14 protein-coding genes and 2 pseudogenes are annotated in these 17,843 nt (G+C 63.1%); 7 read left to right on the plus strand and 9 right to left on the minus strand.

The features are described from left to right. Window positions 1–8: 8 nt before the first annotated feature. Window positions 9–1,295 carry an FAD-binding oxidoreductase gene (locus FJ492_RS14265; protein WP_140770495.1) on the plus strand — a complete coding sequence of 429 codons (1,287 nt, stop codon included), beginning with the start codon at window positions 9–11 and terminating at the stop codon, window positions 1,293–1,295. Between the two features lie 384 nt (window positions 1,296–1,679). Continuing rightward, window positions 1,680–2,564 carry an SH3 domain-containing protein gene (locus FJ492_RS14270; RefSeq protein ID WP_140770498.1) on the plus strand — a complete coding sequence of 295 codons (885 nt, stop codon included), beginning with the start codon at window positions 1,680–1,682 and terminating at the stop codon, window positions 2,562–2,564. A gap of 19 nt (window positions 2,565–2,583) precedes the next feature. Here the strand turns inward: FJ492_RS14270 and FJ492_RS14275 are convergent, their stop codons facing one another. Further along, the gene (locus FJ492_RS14275; protein WP_140504706.1) at window positions 2,584–3,330 is read right to left on the minus strand and encodes an SDR family oxidoreductase; all 747 of its coding nucleotides are present in this window, start codon (window positions 3,328–3,330) and stop codon (window positions 2,584–2,586) included. A 411-nt stretch (window positions 3,331–3,741) separates the two neighbouring features. On the opposite strand from FJ492_RS14275, the gene zwf reads away from it, so the two are divergent. The 3 genes from zwf (at window position 3,742) to edd (ending at window position 7,809) form a co-directional block, all read left to right on the plus strand. Continuing rightward, window positions 3,742–5,214 carry a glucose-6-phosphate dehydrogenase gene (gene zwf / locus FJ492_RS14280; protein WP_140713412.1) on the plus strand — a complete coding sequence of 491 codons (1,473 nt, stop codon included), beginning with the start codon at window positions 3,742–3,744 and terminating at the stop codon, window positions 5,212–5,214. Next, window positions 5,196–5,912: a 6-phosphogluconolactonase gene (gene pgl, locus FJ492_RS14285; protein ID WP_140770500.1), complete on the plus strand. Its 717-nt coding sequence runs from the start codon at window positions 5,196–5,198 to the stop codon at window positions 5,910–5,912. The genes zwf and pgl overlap by 19 nt, the downstream gene beginning before the upstream one ends. Window positions 5,913–5,985: 73 nt before the next feature. Next, window positions 5,986–7,809: a phosphogluconate dehydratase gene (gene edd, locus FJ492_RS14290; RefSeq protein ID WP_140770503.1), complete on the plus strand. Its 1,824-nt coding sequence runs from the start codon at window positions 5,986–5,988 to the stop codon at window positions 7,807–7,809. Window positions 7,810–7,878: 69 nt separating this feature from the next. Here the strand turns inward: edd and FJ492_RS14295 are convergent, their stop codons facing one another. The 4 genes from FJ492_RS14295 to FJ492_RS14310 all read right to left on the minus strand — a co-directional run bounded on the left by FJ492_RS14295 (window position 7,879) and on the right by FJ492_RS14310 (window position 12,758). Continuing rightward, a complete protein-coding gene (locus tag FJ492_RS14295) occupies window positions 7,879–9,531 on the minus strand; it encodes a VWA domain-containing protein (protein WP_140713408.1) in 1,653 nt (550 codons plus the stop codon). A 107-nt stretch (window positions 9,532–9,638) separates the two neighbouring features. Then, entirely contained in the window at window positions 9,639–10,637 is a 999-nt protein-coding gene (locus FJ492_RS14300) for a GlxA family transcriptional regulator (protein WP_140770554.1), read from the minus strand. A 28-nt stretch (window positions 10,638–10,665) separates the two neighbouring features. After that, a complete protein-coding gene (folD, locus tag FJ492_RS14305) occupies window positions 10,666–11,565 on the minus strand; it encodes a bifunctional methylenetetrahydrofolate dehydrogenase/methenyltetrahydrofolate cyclohydrolase FolD (RefSeq protein WP_140770506.1) in 900 nt (299 codons plus the stop codon). Between the two features lie 182 nt (window positions 11,566–11,747). Next, the gene (locus FJ492_RS14310) at window positions 11,748–12,758 is read right to left on the minus strand and encodes a hypothetical protein (RefSeq protein ID WP_140770509.1); all 1,011 of its coding nucleotides are present in this window, start codon (window positions 12,756–12,758) and stop codon (window positions 11,748–11,750) included. A 162-nt stretch (window positions 12,759–12,920) separates the two neighbouring features. Between FJ492_RS14310 and FJ492_RS29225 the strand changes: the two are divergent. Both FJ492_RS29225 and proC read left to right on the plus strand, forming a co-directional pair. After that, window positions 12,921–13,058 (plus strand): annotated as a pseudogene (locus tag FJ492_RS29225) (O-antigen ligase family protein); the annotation flags it as partial. Between the two features lie 94 nt (window positions 13,059–13,152). Beyond that, the gene (proC, locus tag FJ492_RS14320; protein ID WP_140770512.1) at window positions 13,153–13,968 is read left to right on the plus strand and encodes a pyrroline-5-carboxylate reductase; all 816 of its coding nucleotides are present in this window, start codon (window positions 13,153–13,155) and stop codon (window positions 13,966–13,968) included. Window positions 13,969–14,099: 131 nt separating this feature from the next. Here the strand turns inward: proC and FJ492_RS14325 are convergent. From FJ492_RS14325 to FJ492_RS14340, 4 genes and pseudogenes are all read right to left on the minus strand, one after another. Continuing rightward, window positions 14,100–14,375 (minus strand): annotated as a pseudogene (locus FJ492_RS14325) (type II toxin-antitoxin system VapC family toxin); the annotation flags it as partial. Next, the gene (locus tag FJ492_RS29230) at window positions 14,375–14,509 is read right to left on the minus strand and encodes a hypothetical protein (RefSeq protein ID WP_246676026.1); all 135 of its coding nucleotides are present in this window, start codon (window positions 14,507–14,509) and stop codon (window positions 14,375–14,377) included. The pseudogene FJ492_RS14325 and the gene FJ492_RS29230, both read right to left, overlap by 1 nt. A 170-nt stretch (window positions 14,510–14,679) precedes the next feature. Continuing rightward, entirely contained in the window at window positions 14,680–15,993 is a 1,314-nt protein-coding gene (locus FJ492_RS14335) for an NAD(P)H-dependent oxidoreductase (protein ID WP_140748204.1), read from the minus strand. Between the two features lie 168 nt (window positions 15,994–16,161). Continuing rightward, entirely contained in the window at window positions 16,162–17,556 is a 1,395-nt protein-coding gene (locus FJ492_RS14340; protein WP_140770515.1) for a multicopper oxidase family protein, read from the minus strand. Window positions 17,557–17,843 lie beyond the last annotated feature (287 nt).

The raw sequence follows: 17,843 nt of genomic DNA on the forward strand, positions 1-17,843 counted from the left end.
GCCACATCATGCCTTATCAATCCCCAATCTCCCCTGGCCGATCCTGGTATGAGGACACGGCTGGGCAACGACCTGAATATCCGGCGCTCGACGGCGACCGGATCTGCGATGTCGTCATCATCGGCGGCGGGTTTACTGGCCTGTCTGCAGCGGTTTATCTGGCCAAGGCTGGAGCCGACGTGGTGCTGATCGAGGCGCATCGCTTCGGCGATGGCGCTTCGGGACGCAATGGCGGCCAGCTTGGCACCGGCCAGCGCGCCTGGGCCGAGGATCTGGAGGCCGAATATGGCCTTTCCCGCGCCAAGGCGCTGTTCGACCTTGCCGAAGAGGCCAAAGCCCACCTGCTTGACTTCGCGGCCATCCACCAGATCGATATCGACTACATGCCGGGCCAGCTTTCGGTTGCGCACAAGCCGCGCTATATCGACGACTACAAGGCCCATGCCGAGATCATGGCCGGCCGTTTCTCCTACCCGCATATCTCCTTCATGGATGCGAAGGAGACGGCGGAGCGGCTGGGCTCGAGCGCTTATTTCGGCGGCACGCGCGACACCGGCACCGGCCATATCCATCCGATGAAGCTGGTGATCGGCACCGCGCGGGTGGCGGCACAAGCCGGCGCGCACCTGTTCGAAGGAACGCCATCGACCGGCATCATATCCGCGGGGGGCAAGGTCAGGGTTTCCACGCCGAGAGGGACGATCTCGGCTCAGAAATGCCTGATCGCGGTCAATGCCTATGGCGGAACGCTCGAGCCGGTGAGTGCCGCGCACATCATGCCGATCGGATCCTTCATCGGCGCGACAATGCCGCTGGGGTCGGAATCGAAAGTGTTGCCGGGGGGCGAATCGGTCGATGATTCCCGTTTCGTCGTGCGCTATTTCCGCAAATCCAGGGATGGCCGGCTGTTGTTCGGCGGACGCGAGATCTATGGCGTCAACGATCCGAAGGATATCCACATCCATATTCGCCGGCAGATCGCGGAACTCTATCCGGCGCTGAGCGATGTCGAGATCACCCACGGCTGGGGCGGTTATGTTGGGATCACGGTGCCAAGAAAGCCGTTCGTGCGTGAAGTGATGCCGAATGTGATCTCGGCCGGCGGCTATTCGGGTCACGGCGTCATGCTGTCCAACTTCTTCGGCAAACTCTATGCCGAAACCGTCACCGGCAACCGCGACCGGCTGAAGCTGATCGAGGAATTGAAAATTCCGCCATTTCCTGGCGGTCGCCGGTTTCGGGCGCCGCTGCTTTTCCTCGCGCTCAACTGGTTTGCGCTGCGGGACAGGATCTAATGCGTCGTGCAAAAGTGATTTGCCTGGGAAGAACGACGCGCATCAAAACAAGATCTAAAAACGCGTTGTATAAGTCCGTTTCCACGCGACGTGCTTTAGGCAGGATTGGATGGTCCTTATCCCATGCGATCACGATCTCATGTAGTATTGTAATATCCATGTAACATTTGTTGCCCGGGCGACACATTGCGGAATTGCCGGCGAAGGCGCAGAATCCTTGATAATGGCGTACTGATGCCACAATCGCGGGCGAAAGGTCCGCGTCTGGGCGATTGTTCGGGGATTGTTGCGGGCCTGTCCGCGTTTTGGGACCGATGCTGATCGAACGCATGATTTGCGATATCTGATCGAAAGAACACCGGCCCGCTTATGGAGGTGGCGAGAGTGAGAGAGCCCTTCAGTTTCGGTGCTCCGGAACGTCGGCGCTTTGCCATGCAGTTCGGCTATGACATGCGCCCGTCATTCTGGCAGGGAGTCCGTTCGAACTCGCACCTGGTCATTGCCGCGGTCGGTACCGCCGCTCTGCTTGGCGTTGCCGCGGTGGCACTCTGGCTGGCATTGCCGACCAGCGAGAGGCAAGCGGTCGCCAGCCCCGAGCAGAGCATTCCGAGCATTCCGGTGAAGACGACGAAAGTTTCCCCTTCGGGAACTACGGTGACAGCGGCTGCCGTGACACCACGGGTAGAGCGCAAGTCCAGCCAGGTCCCACCGACCATGGTAGCGGCGGCGGGCAACATACAAGCGCTTGCGGCCAACGATCCTCGCTGGACCGGGGCACAGCAGAAGGCTGCTGCCGCGGCAGCAGATCCCGATCAAACGGCTGCCCCCAGCCAGGTAGCCAAGCAGCCTGAGCCGACGCCTGGCAAAACAGCGGCAGCATTCGCCCAATCGTCTACTGATACCGATGCCACCGACGAGCTTGCCAAAGTTGCCGCGCCGAGCCCACCTGCGAACAGCAGCAATCCCGATGGCGCGCAGACCGCCGCCATTCCGGAGACGCAGCCGCAAGTGGCGGACCAAAAACCCGCAAATGCACAAGACGAGGACAACGCAGCCAAAGCGAAGCCGCGCAAGGTGGCGGCAGCGGGCAGCGGCCGCATTCTCAGGACTGTGACCATGCGCAGTGCCCCAAAGAAGGGCGCAACCCCCGTCGGCTCGGTTCCTGCCCGGACTTCAGTGCAACTGATAGGCTGCAAGAAGTGGTGCGAGATCGTCTACAACGGCAAGCACGGCTGGGTGTACAAGAGCTACGTCAAGCCCGGCGCGTAATATCCGAACATCGCCGCATTCAGATGCAGCGGCCGCCATCGACCTCCAGCGCCACGCCGGTGATGAATGCGGCCTCGTCCGAAGCCAGCCATAGCGCCGCATTGGCGATATCGAGCGGGGTCGACAGCCGCCCGAGCGGGACCGAGGCGCGGAATGTCTCGCGGATCTCGGGCGTGTCGGCGCCCATGAATTTCTCCAGCATGCCGGTCTCGCCGGCGACCGGGCAGAGGCAGTTGACGCGGATGTTCCTGGGCGCGAGTTCCACCGCCATCGACTTGGTGGCGGTGATCGCCCAGCCCTTCGAGGCATTGTACCAGGTGAGGCCGGGCCGAGGCCGCAGGCCAGCGGTGGACGCCGTGGTCAGGATGACGCCGCCGCCCTGCCGCTCCATGATCGGCACGACGGCAAGCGCAGCGTGATAGATCGCCTTCATGTTGACTGATGTGATCAGGTCGAAGGTTTCCTCGTCGACCTTGAGCATGTCGCCATTACGATGGGTGAACCCGGCATTGTTGACCATGATGTCGATGCGGCCGAAGGCGCTTTTGGCCGCATAGACCATCTCGTCGAACTCGGAGCGCAGCGAAACATCGGTCTGCGTCCAGATCGCCGCGTCGCCGATCTCGCCTGCGACGCGTTCCGCCCCCTTGGCGTTGAGATCGGCGACAACGACCCTGGCGCCCTCTTGCGCGAAGCGCTTGGCCATGCCTTCGCCGAAGCCTGATGCCGCACCGGTGATAATGGCGACCTTGTTTTCCAGACGCATGCGTTTACCGCTCCTTGGGTTCATCGCGCAGCTGCACGAGAGGGCTGACAGTCCGGCCGGTGCCGCGACGGATACAGCGCCGATTTCTCCTTACAGCATGTCGCGCCGAATAGGATTCGCCGACCTGCTGTAAGCTTCTGATTTTATGCGTGTCGTTATCCCGCAACCGAGGACACTTCCGGGCGACACGCATTAGCTTTCGTCACATTCACGTTCTATGCTGCAACTGCGAAAGCTTCTGGAGTCTTCGTTCACCGACAAGCCTCCAGGTAGCGCCAGTGTCAAGCGCACAGGTGGACCCAATCAATATCCAGCGATTGGTCCTCGATGTGACAGCATGGCACTGGAAAATTTAAATCGATTAGAATATATCAGCTGCGTACTCGCGACCGGCGTCAAAGCGGACAGACCATGACCAGCCAGATCATCCCCGTCGACCCTTTCGACTTCATCATCTTCGGCGGCACCGGCGACTTGTCGGAGCGCAAGCTGCTGCCGTCGCTCTACTATCGCCAGCGCGACCATCAATTCTCCGAGCCGACGCGCATCATCGGCACGTCGCGCTCGAAAATGAGCGACGAGGAGTTCCAGGCCTTCGCCAGGCAGGCGATTTCGGACCATGTCAAACCGGCCGACATCGATGCCAAGGAGTTGAAGACCTTCCTGGCGCGGCTTTCCTACGTCCCAGCCGATGCGACGAGCGGCGCCGGCTTCGACAAGTTGAAGAAGGCAATTGGCGAAAGCGACCACATCCGCGCCTTCTACCTGGCCGTGGCGCCGGCGCTGTTCGGCGATATCTCGCACAAGCTCAAAGAGCACAATCTGATCACGCCGAATTCGCGCATCGTGCTGGAGAAGCCGATCGGCCGCGACCTCGCCTCGGCGCAGGCGCTCAACGACCTAGTCGGCGACGACTTCCACGAGAGCCAGATTTTCCGCATCGACCATTATCTCGGCAAGGAGACGGTGCAGAACCTGATGGCGCTGCGCTTTGCCAATGCGCTCTACGAGCCGCTGTGGAACTCCGCCCATATTGACCACGTGCAGATCACCGTCGCCGAGACCGTCGGCCTGGAAGATCGCGTCACCTATTACGACAAGGCCGGCGCGCTGCGCGACATGGTGCAGAACCACATGCTGCAGCTGCTTTGCCTGGTCGCCATGGAAGCGCCTTCGTCGATGGACGCCGACGCCGTGCGCGACGAGAAGCTGAAGGTGCTGCGGGCGCTGAAGCGCATCAACGGCAACGAAGCGCCGAAGCACACCGTGCGTGGCCAGTATCGCGCCGGCGCGTCGGCCGGCGGCCCGGTGAAAGGTTATGTCGAGGAACTCGGCAAGGACAGCAACACCGAGACCTTCGTTGCCATCAAGGCCGAGATTGGTACCTGGCGCTGGGCAGGTGTTCCGTTTTATCTCAGGACTGGAAAGCGGCTGGCGACCCGGGTTTCGGAAATCGTCATCGAGTTCAAGCCGATCCCGCATTCGATCTTCGGCGACAGCGGCGCGGGGCCGATCTTCGCCAACCAGTTGGTCATCCGGCTGCAGCCGGACGAAGGCGTCAAGCAGTTCATCATGATCAAGGATCCAGGCCCGGGCGGCATGCGGCTGCGCCAGATCTCGCTCGACATGAGTTTCGCGCAGTCTTTCGACGGCCGCGCGCCCGACGCCTATGAACGGCTGATCATGGATGTCATCCGTGGCAACCAGACCCTGTTCATGCGTCGCGACGAGGTGGAAGCCGCCTGGAAGTGGATCGACCCGATCCAGAATGCCTGGGAAGGCGCCAAGCAGGAAGCACAGGGCTATACGGCAGGCACATGGGGGCCGTCGGCCTCGATAGCGCTTATCGAACGCGACGGGCGGACATGGCACGAGAGCAATTGAACAGCGCCAGCTATAACTGGAATGCCTTTGCCGACCGTCCGCAGCTGGCCTCGGCGCTGGCTGCAAAGGTGGCCGATCGCTTAACGAGGGCGATCGACCGGCGCGGCACGGCGTTGCTGGCTGTCTCCGGCGGCACGACGCCGGCAAAGTTCTTTGCCGATCTCTCCGCGGCGCCGATCGCCTGGGACAAGGTGATCGTGACGCTGGTCGACGAACGCTTTGTGCCGGCCTCCTCGCCGCGATCCAATGCCGGGCTGGTTGCCGCGATCCTGCTACAGAACGCGGCCAAGGCCGCCCGTTTCGTTCCGCTCTATCACGAGGCGGCCGGCATCGAGGATGCCGCGACATCCGACGATGCGGTACTGCGATCCCTGCCCTGGCCGCTCGACGTCGTGGTGCTCGGCATGGGACCAGACGGCCACACCGCCTCGTTCTTTCCTGACGCCGACGATCTGCCGAAGCTGCTCGACCCGGCCTCCGACAGGATGATCCTGCCAGTCCACGCCAAAAGCGCCGGAGAGCCGCGACTGACCCTGACGCTCGCCCGCATCATCGATGCGGATTTCCTCGCCTTGCACATAGAGGGCGAGGACAAGCGCATCGCCTTCGACAACGCTGTCGCGCCCGGACCACGCAAGCCGATCCGCGCCGTGCTCGACGCATCGCCCAAACCCGTGGAGGTTTTCTGGGCGCCCTGATTTCAAGTTTACAAATGGTCCCGGCAACGGCGGGAGGATGTTTCCGGGACCTCGGCTGAAAGGACCTGATGCCATGACCGCAAGACGCGATATCGAAGCCATCACCGAGCGGATACGCCAGCGCTCCAAACCGGGCCGAGAGCGCTACCTGAGCCGTATCGCCGAAGCGTCGAACCAGACCGCCAACCGGTCGGTGCTGTCCTGCGGCAATCTTGCCCACGGCTTCGCGGTGTGCAGCCCCTCGGAAAAGCTGGCGCTCGGCGCCGACAAGGTGCCCAATCTCGGCATCATCACCTCCTATAACGACATGCTGTCGGCGCATCAGCCCTTCGAGACCTTCCCCGCCCTGATCAAGCAGGCCGCGCACGAGGCCGGAGGCATCGCCCAGGTCGCAGGCGGCGTGCCGGCGATGTGCGATGGCGTGACACAAGGCCAGCCCGGCATGGAGCTGTCGCTGTTTTCGCGCGACGTGATCGCCATGGCAGCCGCGATCGGCCTGTCGCACAACATGTTCGACGCCGCCGTCTATCTGGGTGTCTGCGACAAGATCGTGCCGGGACTGGTGATCGCCGCACTCACCTTCGGCCATCTGCCGGCGGTGTTCATCCCGGCCGGGCCGATGACGACAGGCCTGCCCAATGACGAGAAGGCCAAGGTTCGCCAGCTCTATGCCGAGGGCAAGGCAGGTCGCGCCGAACTCTTGGAAGCCGAGTCCAAGTCTTACCATGGGCCGGGCACCTGCACCTTCTACGGTACGGCGAACTCCAACCAGATGCTGATGGAGATCATGGGCCTGCACACGCCGGGCGCGTCCTTCGTCAATCCAGGCACGCCGCTGCGCGATGCCTTGACCCGCGAAGCGACGAAGCGGGCGCTGGCGATCACCGCACTCGGCAACGCCTATACGCCTGTCGGCCGGATGATCGACGAACGCTCGTTCGTCAACGGCGTCGTCGGCCTGCACGCCACCGGCGGCTCGACCAACCATACCATCCACCTGATCGCCATGGCGGCCGCCGCCGGCATCGCGTTGACCTGGCAGGACATTTCCGATCTCTCGGAAGCTGTGCCGCTGCTCGCGCGCGTCTATCCGAACGGCCTTGCCGACGTGAACCATTTCCACGCGGCGGGCGGGCTCGGCTTCCTGATCCGCGAACTGCTCGACGAAGGTGTCCTGCACGAGGATGTGCAGACGGTGTGGGGCGAAGGCCTGCGGCCTTATGCTGTCGAGGCAAAGCTCGGCGCCGACGGCGGCGTGGTGCGCGAGGCTTCGCCGCGCATAAGCGGCGACGAAAAGGTGCTGGCGCCGTTCAACAAGGCATTCCAGCCGACCGGCGGCCTCAAGGTGCTTTCAGGCAACCTTGGCCATGCCGTCATCAAGACTTCGGCCGTCAAGCCGGAGCGGCGCGTCATCGAGGCGCCGGCCAAGGTGTTCGACAGCCAGCAGGGGCTGAACGACGCCTTCAAGGCCGGCACGCTCACCGGTGATTTCATCGCCGTCATCCGCTTCCAGGGGCCGAAGGCCAACGGCATGCCGGAACTGCACAAATTGACCACCGTGCTTGGCATCCTGCAGGATCGCGGCCAGCGTGTCGCGCTGGTCACGGACGGACGCATGTCGGGCGCCTCAGGCAAGGTGCCGGCGGCGATCCATGTGACGCCGGAAGCGGTCGAGGAGGGACCGATCGCGCGGATCCTTGACGGCGACGTCATCCGCCTCGACGCCGATGCCGGCACGCTGGAGGTGCTGGTGCCAGGGACCGAGCTCGCGCTGCGCCGCACGGCCGAAGCCGACCTGATCGGCAACGAGTTCGGCTTCGGCCGCGAGCTGTTCGCCGGTTTCCGCCAATTGGTAGGGCGTGCCGACCACGGCGCCGGTGCGTTCGGAACCGCCTGACGCATTCTCTACGGCATGAAAAAGGGGCGGCTCGTGGCCGCCCCTTTTTGCTGGTCGAAATCGCGACGCTTATTGCACCGTCAATTCAACCCGCTCGCCAGCCTTCACGGTCACGGTGCCTTCCTTCTTGCTGTTGTCCGGCTTCTCCGAGACCACCGCGTAGTCGCCCGCCGCTATCGCGGCCTGATACTTCTCGTCATAGGCGTAGCCGATCGACTTGCGATTGCCATTGATGTCCTTCTTCGTCTCGAAAATCTCGATCTTGGAGGTGCCGGGGGCCGTAATAGCCAGCACGCCGGCATCCATGGCGACCTTGAGGTCCTGGAACTCGCCGGCCTTGACGCTGAAAGGCTGTTCCACGACCGCGAGGTCAACCGTCGCGATCAACACATAGTCATCCGGCGGCAGGTCGAACTTGCTGTCGGGGCCATAGGCATACGTGACCTCGTCGCGGGTGCCATCGATCTTCTTCTTGGCCTTGAGCACCTTGAAGCCGATGCCTGAACCATCGGCCTTGTCGCCTCCGGCCGCATAATATGCGTTGGCAAGGACATGGCCGACGCCGACGATAATGTCCTTGTCGATCACCGTGCCGGCAGCGAGCGGAATCGTTTCCGTGACCACGCCCTGTCCGATCGTGACGGTCACTTTCTCGTCGCCGGCCGGCAACACGACTTTCGTGTCTCCATAATAGGTCGGGGGGTTGCCGACGCCCGGATAGGCGATCACGACAGCCGCCCCGCTCACGACATCCGCACCTTGGCTGGGACGCGGATGCAGGATAAGCGTGCCGGCATTCAAGGTGAACAGCGGCTTGTAGACTTGGCCTGCCTCGATCCTGACCTTCCGCTCGACCTTGGCTTCGCCGTCGCGCGCGACGATGATGTAGTCGCCCGGTTCCAGATTGGCTTTGTAGTCGCCGTATTCGGTGGTGATGTTGTCGCCGCGCGTGCCGTCCGATTTGGCCTTATAGACTTCCCAGGCATTGCCGTCGGTGACGGGATCGCCGCCCTCGGCCAGCACAACGGTCGGCATGAAATTGAACTCGGACTTCGCCGGCTCAGGCGCTGGTGCCGGTGCTGGCTCGAGCGCTGGTGCCGGGGCCGCCACAGTCTCGACCAGCGCTTCCTGCAGCGCCTTCTCGTCGGATGCCTGAATGTATTTGCCGCCGGTGTTGTCGGCGAGGCAGGCGATCTGCTTGCCTTCGTCGGCGGTCAGGCCGAAGCCGACGACATCGGCGGTGAAATCGACGCCGGAGGCTTCGAGTTCCTTGCCAAGCGCACAAGGATCGCCGCCGCAGGTTTCGAGCCCATCGGTGATGAGGACGACGGTCGCCTTGTCCTCGGTGTATCTCAGCGCTTCGGCCGCCTTCTTGACGGCTGCCGTCAGCGGCGTCTTGCCGAGGAACTTCATACTGTCGGCGGCCGCCGAGATGGCGCTTGCCGAGCCCGCCTGAGGCGGCACGATAAGCTGGATGTCGTCGCAGCTGCCTTTCTCACGATGGCCATAGGCCATGAAGCCGATCTCGTCGGCGGCGGGAACCGATTGAAGCACGGTCCTCAGCGATTCGCGGGCGATTTCGAGCTTGGGCTTGCCATCGATCTGCGCCCACATCGATCCCGACGCGTCGAGGATGATGATGACCTTGTTGGCGGCAAAGCCGAATGTCGTCGTCGACAAAAGGAGGATCGCCGCAGCGAAGCTCCGCGCAAGTATCGCCATCGAAATCTCCTGAATAGCCACCCCGTCCGCCGGCTGAAGCTATTTGAGCGCGTGCCGGGACACAAGCCACCGCTGTAACGAAGCTTGCATAGCTCTGCGTACTTAATTCAGTATGTGGTGCGGCGCTCTTCCGAGGGCGGGCGGCCAAATTGCAGCCGATAGCTCTGGGCAAAATAGGAATGCGAGGTGAAGCCGGTCGCGATCGCCACGTCGAGGATCGGCATGTTGGTCTGACGCAGCAATTCGCGGGCCCGCTCCAGCCGAAGCCGCATATAGTAGCGCCCGGGCGTGACGTTGAGATGGCGCAGGAACAGCCGCTCCACCTGGCGCACCGAAAGGCCCGCCGACTTGGCGAGCTGTACCGCCGACAGCGGCTCGTCGAGATGGTCGGCCATCAGTTCGACGATGCGCCTGAGCTTCTCCGACTTGCCCGTCAGGTCACGCTCCGGCCCGACGCGCTGGCGGTCTCCGGCGGAGCGGATGCGCTCGTGCTGAAACTGGTTGGCGACGCCATTGGCGAGGTTGGAGCCGAAATCGCCGCGCACGATCTCCAGCATCAGATCGATCGAGGTGGTGCCGCCGGCGCAGGTGTAGCGCTTGCGGTCGATCTCGAAGACATTGCCCGTGCAGTTGATGTCGGGAAAGCGCTCGACGAAGCCGGCGCGGTTTTCCCAATGGATGGTGCAGCGATAGCCTTCGAGCTGGCCGGCCTCGGCCAGTAGGTAGGATCCGACCGACAAAGCACCCAGCGCGTTGCCGCGCCGGCCCCAGCTGCGCAAGGCCGCCAGAACCTTGCTCTTGCCCGGAAATTCCGTCGTCAGGCCGACCGAGACGAAGAGTATGTCGACCGGCGGCAGATCGGCGACGGCGTAGTCGATCTTGAGCGGCAGGCCGTTGGAGGCCATCACCGGATCGCCATCGGCGGACACCGTCGTCCAACCGTAGAAATCGCGACCGAGCAGGCGGTTTGCCGACCGGAACGTGTCGATCGCGGCGGCCAGTGAGAACATGGAGAACTTGTCGACCAGCAGGAAAGCGAACTGCCGGCCTCCTTGAACGGCATCATTCGTGACCGGCCGTTCCGGGGAAATAGTGGGATTCGGCAAAGCTGCGGCTTTCAGGGTCAACCCGGGCTCAAAAGGAAGGCCGCTTCAATCCGGCCGCAAGGTAGGCCGAAGCTAACGTATTGGCCATCAGCATGGCAATGGTCATCGGCCCGACACCGCCGGGCACCGGGGTAATCGCGCCCGCCGCCTTGGCCGCTTCGGCATAGGCGACATCGCCGACGAGACGCGACTTACCTTCGCCCTTCTCGGGCGCGGGAATGCGGTTGATGCCGACATCAATGACGGTGGCGCCAGGCTTGACCCAATCACCCCTGATCATTTCCGGCCGGCCAACGGCGGCGACAAGGATGTCGGCCGTGCGGGCAAGCTCCGGCAGGTCCTTGGTGCGGCTGTGGGCGATGGTGACGGTGCAGTTGGCGGCAAGCAGCAGATTGGCCATTGGCTTGCCGACGATGTTGGAGCGGCCGACGACGACCGCGTTGAGGCCGGACAGGTCCTTGCCGCGCACGCGCTCGATCAGGAGCATAGAGCCGGCGGGCGTGCAGGGAACGAACGCCGTGTCGAGTTCGCCGGTGCCGAGCTTGCCGACATTGATGAAATGGAAGCCGTCGACATCTTTCTGCGGCGCGATGGCCTGGATGATCTTGCCGGCATCGACATGGGCGGGCAGCGGAAGCTGGACCAGGATACCGTTGATGGCCGGGTCGGCGTTAAGCCCGGCGATGAGCTTGAGCAGTGCCGCCTCTGACGTCTCGGCCGGCAGCGTGTGCTGAAGCGAGTGAAAGCCGCATTCCTTGGCGGTGCGGGATTTGGAAGCGACATAGACCTGGCTCGCCGGATCCTCGCCGACGATGACCACGGCCAGACCTGGCTTGGCCTTGCCCTTGACAACCAGCTCGGCGGTCAGCGCCTTGACCGATCGCACCACGTCTTCGGCAACGCTCTTTCCGTCAATCACTTCGGCCATGGACCACCCTCAATGTCGTTCCGCCCAACGCCGCTTTCGAGAACACAATGCAGCGGCGCAGGCAATCTGCAGCGCGGCATTGTCACGAAAATACAAGCTCGCAATCCCGTCAAAGCGCCTTCCCATGCCGTTTACGCGAAACCGGCACGGTTTTGTTCGGCCTCCGCAACCTATCTGGTGGCTCAGAAGTAGCGGCGACGGGTGCGGCTTTCCGTGAGTTCGCGGACCGCTTCGTGGAATTCGCGCAGGCTGGCGCGAATCTCTTCGACCGATGGTTGTTCGCCACCCTCCTTGACCGGGATCGGCCTCGCATGCGGGGCGGCTGGTGGCTGCGTCGGAGCGGGCGGCGGCGGGTACGGCATCTGCGCCGCATAGGGTCCCGCCGTGGCTTGCGTATGACCCGCCTGCGACCAGGGCTGCGCCGGAGGATAGCCCATCGGCTGCGCATAGGGGGAGGATGGCAAGGGCGGAGCTGGATGCAGTCCCCATTGCGGCATCAGGGGCGAGCGCGGGGGCGACGCCATTTGCCGCCCATACCCGGCCTCGGGGCCTGGCTGGAAAGGCGCCTGCGAATAATCCAGGCCGGCCGCCTGCCGAGGTCCGAAACCAAGCTTCGGATACGCAGGGAATATCGGAACGTTGGCCGGCCGTCCGTTGTCGGCGAAGGCGGGTAGGCCGAACTCGCTGGACAGGTCGTCGGCTTCGGCCGACGGCTTGCGGGACATGGCCTTGCGCAATTTCGATATGAGTGCGCCGATCCTCCCGGGGCTTTCGTCCGTACCGCCATTGGAGGACGGGCCGGCTCTGCCCGTTGCGCGGGATCCGGTTGCATCATGAGCGCGACCCGCCGCTGGAGGTTCTTGCGGCGCCAGCCTTGCGCGCGGCATATCGGGCGGCAAATCGCTGGTGCCGATCTGTCCCCGCGAACGCCAGGCGTCGTCGGCTTCAAACGGCTGCTCCTCGTCAGGGGGGAACCGCGAAGCCTCACCGGCGACAAACTGCGGCGGGCTCGCCTTCGTCTCGCGCCGGGAACGGGCCAGGCGATGTCGGGTGGCGGCATCCTCGCGCCATGAGGGGTCCGCGCGGTCTCCTATCGACACCAGCGACGCGTCGTCCTCGCCACGCAAGGCCTCGCCAAGCGCCAGCAAGGAGCGCTCGCGCTTCCAGTCCTCACGGTTTTTCCTGTCGACCATTGTCGTGGAGCTTTACTCTTTAGTCGCTTGGCGGCGGCGGTCGGCCATTCATTAAGCCACGTTAAACAGGCATGGGAAACAAAAGGTTAATTTGCGGAGGATGATGGCAGGAATTCACGCCATGGTTGCGGTAACTTCAACACACCTGAAAGCTTCAGAATCGTGCTGATGGGCATCCCTGCCCTTTGCGTGGCGACCTATCTCATCGCACAGTTGCGCGACTACATGCGCATTCCGCTGCGCAAGGAGAACATCTATCTCGGCGATTGCTTCATGATGCTGTTCACCGCACTCAACGCCGATCGAGGTGCGCATGCCCGTCCAGCGGTCCTGAGAGGGCTTCCCCACCGATCCGCGAGCGTCTATGTCATGGCCTTTCCTAGGAGGGCTCTCGATGACGATCAGGCTTGTTCTCGCCGGCTGCGGCAATATGGGTTATGCCATGCTCTCGGGCTGGCTGAAGTCCGGCAAGCTTGCACCCTCGGCGGTTTTCGTGGTCGAGCCCAATGGAGACCTGCGCCAGCGCGCGGCGACTCTGGGCTGCGGCACGGCGGCGGAAGCCGGAGGTATTCCGGCGGATGCCGTGCCTGAACTCGTCGTCGTCGCCGTGAAGCCGCAGGTGATCCGTGACGTCACCGCCGCCTACAAGCGCTTCGGCGACGGCCGCACCACTTTTGTAAGCATCGCCGCCGGCACGCCCGTCGCTACCTTCGAGCAGGTCCTGGGCAACCGTGCGCCGATCGCGCGCTGCATGCCCAACACGCCGGCTGCCATCGGCAAGGGCATGATGGTGGTGTTTTCCAATCCCCTGGTTTCCGGAGACATCAAGCGTTTCGTCGCCGACCTCTTGTCGGCCAGCGGCAAAGTGACCACCATCGATGACGAGAGCCTGATGGATGCGGTGACCGCCGTGTCCGGATCGGGTCCGGCCTACATCTTCCATTTCATCGAGGCACTGACCGTTGCCGCCGAGAAGGCCGGGCTCCCGACGGCAACCGCCAAGCTGCTTGCCATGCAGACCGTCTACGGCGCCGCATCGCTCGCCGCCGAAAGCCGCGAGGATCCGGGTGTGCTGCGCCAGCAGGTGACCAGCCCCAACGGCACGACGGCGGCCGCGCTTGGCGTGCTGATGGGCGAGGACCGGCTGACCAATCTGCTCACGCAAGCGGTGGAAGCGGCGCGACTAAGGTCGATCGAACTGGGCAAGTAGAGCGAACATCTCGCTAGGCGAGATCCGTGTGCGAAAAGTCGTTGCCCTTGTAGAGCAACGCCGAGCGGTGGCTCTTTTGCGCAGGCGTAGGATAGGCAATCGGCAAGATTGAGCTGCGCGGGATGCCCACGTCCCTTTCCATAGTCCGAAAACGTCCGGATCGCCAATTTGGCATCGCCGGCGTCGATCGGCACAATTTCGATTTCGGCCTCGCGCAGAAGCGCCTCAATCGCCATTTCCGCGACCACCGGTTCGACAGCAAGCATCGTAGAAAGCCGCATCGACGCTTCGAGCACAACCAGCGCGGACGTAATCTTGTGAGGTGCAGCCGCGATCCGATCGCTCCACTCGCCGGCATCCCCTTCTCCCGAAAGAATTGCGACGATTACGGAGGTGTCGACGAACATCAGGGATGTCCCCACATGTCGTCGATTTCATCCTTGCTCACAGGTCGGCCGCCGGGGCCGGCTTTGGCTTTAAGTTCATCAGCTATGGCAGCCAGCCGTTTCGCCAGGGGAAAGTGTCCGCTTTCCCGTTTCAATTCAGATTCAAGCGCTTCGATAACCGCTTCGGTGATCGAAATCTTGCGTTTGGGAGCCGCTGCGCCAGTTCACGTGCGCGCGGGTCCCTAATCTGGAGATTCGTTGGCCGATCCTCAGCGACATTTGCCACTACAATGTAGTCCATTTGTCATGACGGCGCCACAACGACCTATTTTTCGTACAGCATCTCATCTTGCAGCCGGCGCAGCCCAAACAACCTGGTCGTCTGGTCGGGCGCTGCATTGTCGGCGGTCAGCAACTCGCCTTTCCTGACCGGTTTCAGCACCTTGCCGCCCTCGAGCAGGCCGACCGGGACGGCGTGTTGGGCGCGGGCTTCGCCGACGGTCATGGTCCAGGAGCGATAGCAGGTTTCGCCGATCGCATCGAGGGTCTCGCCAGCGGCGAGATCGCGCTTGGCGACGGCGCAGACCTCGGCGACCGGCCTCGGCAGCGGCACCATGTCGGGCTTGCCGAACAGCACGATGCGGGCCGCTGTCAGCGGCACTTCCAACGAGGTCAGGTGATATGGTCGAAACAGGCTGTAATAGGGGCCATGGCCGATATGCAGGTCATCCATGCGCTCGATGATGCGCGGATGCTTCGCCTCGACGATGACGAAGACACCAGGCGCCACACCCTTGCCGATCGTGTAATCGACAACGCCCTTTTTCAGCAGGAGGCCACCGTCCTCGCGCGGGATCAGCACCTTGACGAGGTCGTCGCGGTCGGCCTTGGGGCCGTGCATGCCAGGCACGTCGGGCACCAGTCCGGTCGCATTGGCGATGGCGCACATCTCGACCATGGTCTTGGAGCCATCGACGAACTCGACCAGCATGCGCGGGTTCATGTTGCGGCGGGCCGCCTCGTCGCGATAGTCGTCGGGCACGGCATCATGGTTGAGCGGGTTGTTCTTGCCCTTGCCGGCCGAGACGATGGTCAGGCCGAGTGCGGACGCGAACTCGATCAGTTCCATGCAGCTTGACGGCTCGTCGCCGGCGCCGACCGAATAGACGACGCCAAGCCGGTCGGCCTGCTGCTTGAGATAGCAGCCGATGGTGACGTCGGCCTCGACATTCATCATCACCAGATGCTTGCCATGCTCCATCGCCATCAGGTCGAAATCGGCGGCAACGCCGGGTTTTCCCGTGGCGTCGATGACCACGTCGATCAGTGGATTGGTCACCAGCATCTCGTTCGAGGTGATGGCGATCCTGCCGCCTTCGATGGCGTCTGTGACTTTCGATGCAGTGTCGGCTTCGACCGCCATCGCCTCGTCGCCATAGGCGATGCGGATGGCGTCACGCGCGGTGTGCGGGCGCCGGGTCGAGACGGCACAGACCGAAATGCCCGGCATCAGCATGCCTTGCGTGACCAGATCGGTGCCCATTTCGCCCGAGCCGATGACGCCGATGCGCACGGGGCGGCCCTCGGCGGCGCGTCTGGCGAGATCGCGGGCAAGTCCCGTCAAAGCGACATTGGTCATGCAGGGAATGTCCACAGCTTCTTGATTTGGGGCCGAATTAGCAGGGACTGGTCCCCTGTGCCAACGAAACCACTCGCGACCGCCGATTTCCAAGGGAATCGCGGGGAAAATCCGCATTCGCCGCGAATTATTGGCCCAGGGTTGCGAATTGACATTGTCGTGACGGCTTCAAACCACCCTGACGTAGCTCGTCATGCCCGATTTCTGGTGCTCGATGATATGGCAATGCAGCAGCCAGTCGCCGGGATTGTCGGCGGCCAAGCCCAGGCTCACCTTCTCATTGGGTTGGATGAGATAGGTGTCCGAAATCAACGGCTGCACCGGCCGTGTCGAGGATGACAAAACCTTGAAGCTCATGCCGTGCAAATGCATCGGATGCGATTGCGGCGTCAGGTTTTCCATGTCGATGATGTAGCTTTTGCCGAGCTTCAGTTCGGCCAAGGGCGCGGTCGGATCGGGCGTATCGCCCGGCCACGGCACTTTGTTGATGGCCCAGAAACTGTAGCCGAGCGAGCCGCAGATGCTGTCGCTCGGAACGTTCTCCGCCGTCGCGCTGAGCGTCAGCGAAATATGCTGGGCAATGGTGAGATCGACCTCGGCCACCGGATTGGCCTCCAGCGGTGCGAGATCGCGGCTGTCGCGTTTGAGGGAAGCTCCAACCGCGCGCAGCGTCGCCAAGGCTTTCGGCTTGGTGCCCCTGACGTCCCGCAAGGTCACAAGCGCGCCCTCGTTGTCGGGCATCCGGACAGCGAGTTCCAGACGCTGACCAGGTCCGATCAATAGGGCGTCGGGTGCAAAACGCCGCGGCACCGGGTTGCCGTCCAGCGCGATGACATCAGCTTCGGCGCCGTCGACGCGAAAGGCGTAGATTCGGGTGACATCGGTGATTGCAACGCGCAGCCGCACCAACCCGCCGGCCGGCGCGTCATATTGTGGCTGGTCGAGCCAGTTCGCCGTGCGCACCGTGCCGTAAGTGCCGGTCCTGGCCGCATCGCGCGGTCGGAACTGGTCGATGAACTGAGCGTCGTCGCCAAGGCGCCAGTCGCGCAGGTTGAGGACAAATTCGGCGTCGAATTTCGGATCGTTCGGGTTTTCGACCACGATCACACCGGTCAGGCCGTGCCCCATCTGCTCCAGCGTGTTGCAATGCGGATGATACCAGAAGGTGCCGGCGTCGGGCGGCGTGAAGGCATAGTCGAAATGGTCGCCGGTGTAGACGTAAGGCTGCACCAGGAAGGGCACGCCATCCATCTTGTTCGGCAGGCGAATGCCGTGCCAGTGGATGGTCGTCGGATCGTCGATGGCGTTGACGAGGCGCGCGGCGAAGGGTTCGCCTTTCTTCATCCTGAGCACCGGCGGCATTCCGGCGTTGCCGTAAGTCAGCACATTGTTGGTCTGGCCGACATCCATCAGCTTCGCCTGGGTTTTCGCCGTCCGCAGCACCATCGGCTCAGGCGCGGACGCCGCCCGGCCGCCAATCCTGCCCATGGCAGCAAGCCCGAGCCCGCTCGCGCCAGCAAACGCTGCCGTTTTCAGAAGTGAGCGGCGTGTGAGTACGGCCATCTGACGCTCCATGGGGGGCAGACGGTTGCCCCGGAATCCCTGGGGCAATAGCAGGGAACGGTCCCTCCTTGCCAATGAAACCTGCCGAGCGCAGGACATGCCGGCGTCAACTCGGCCGGCAGGGCATGCTGGAATTCACGATGGCGGCTGGTCGATGGCGTAGGCTGATCATCCCGGTAAGGCAAAAGAAACAAACGCCATGGGCAATCCACGGATTCCGGCGCATGCCTTCATTCGCCTGCTAGCGACGAATAGCCTCGAAGCGCCAGCGCAACGAGTGGTCGATT

The sequence above is a fragment of the Mesorhizobium sp. B2-5-4 genome, from assembly GCF_006441095.1.
In the GTDB taxonomy this organism is placed as follows: domain Bacteria; phylum Pseudomonadota; class Alphaproteobacteria; order Rhizobiales; family Rhizobiaceae; genus Mesorhizobium; species Mesorhizobium salmacidum.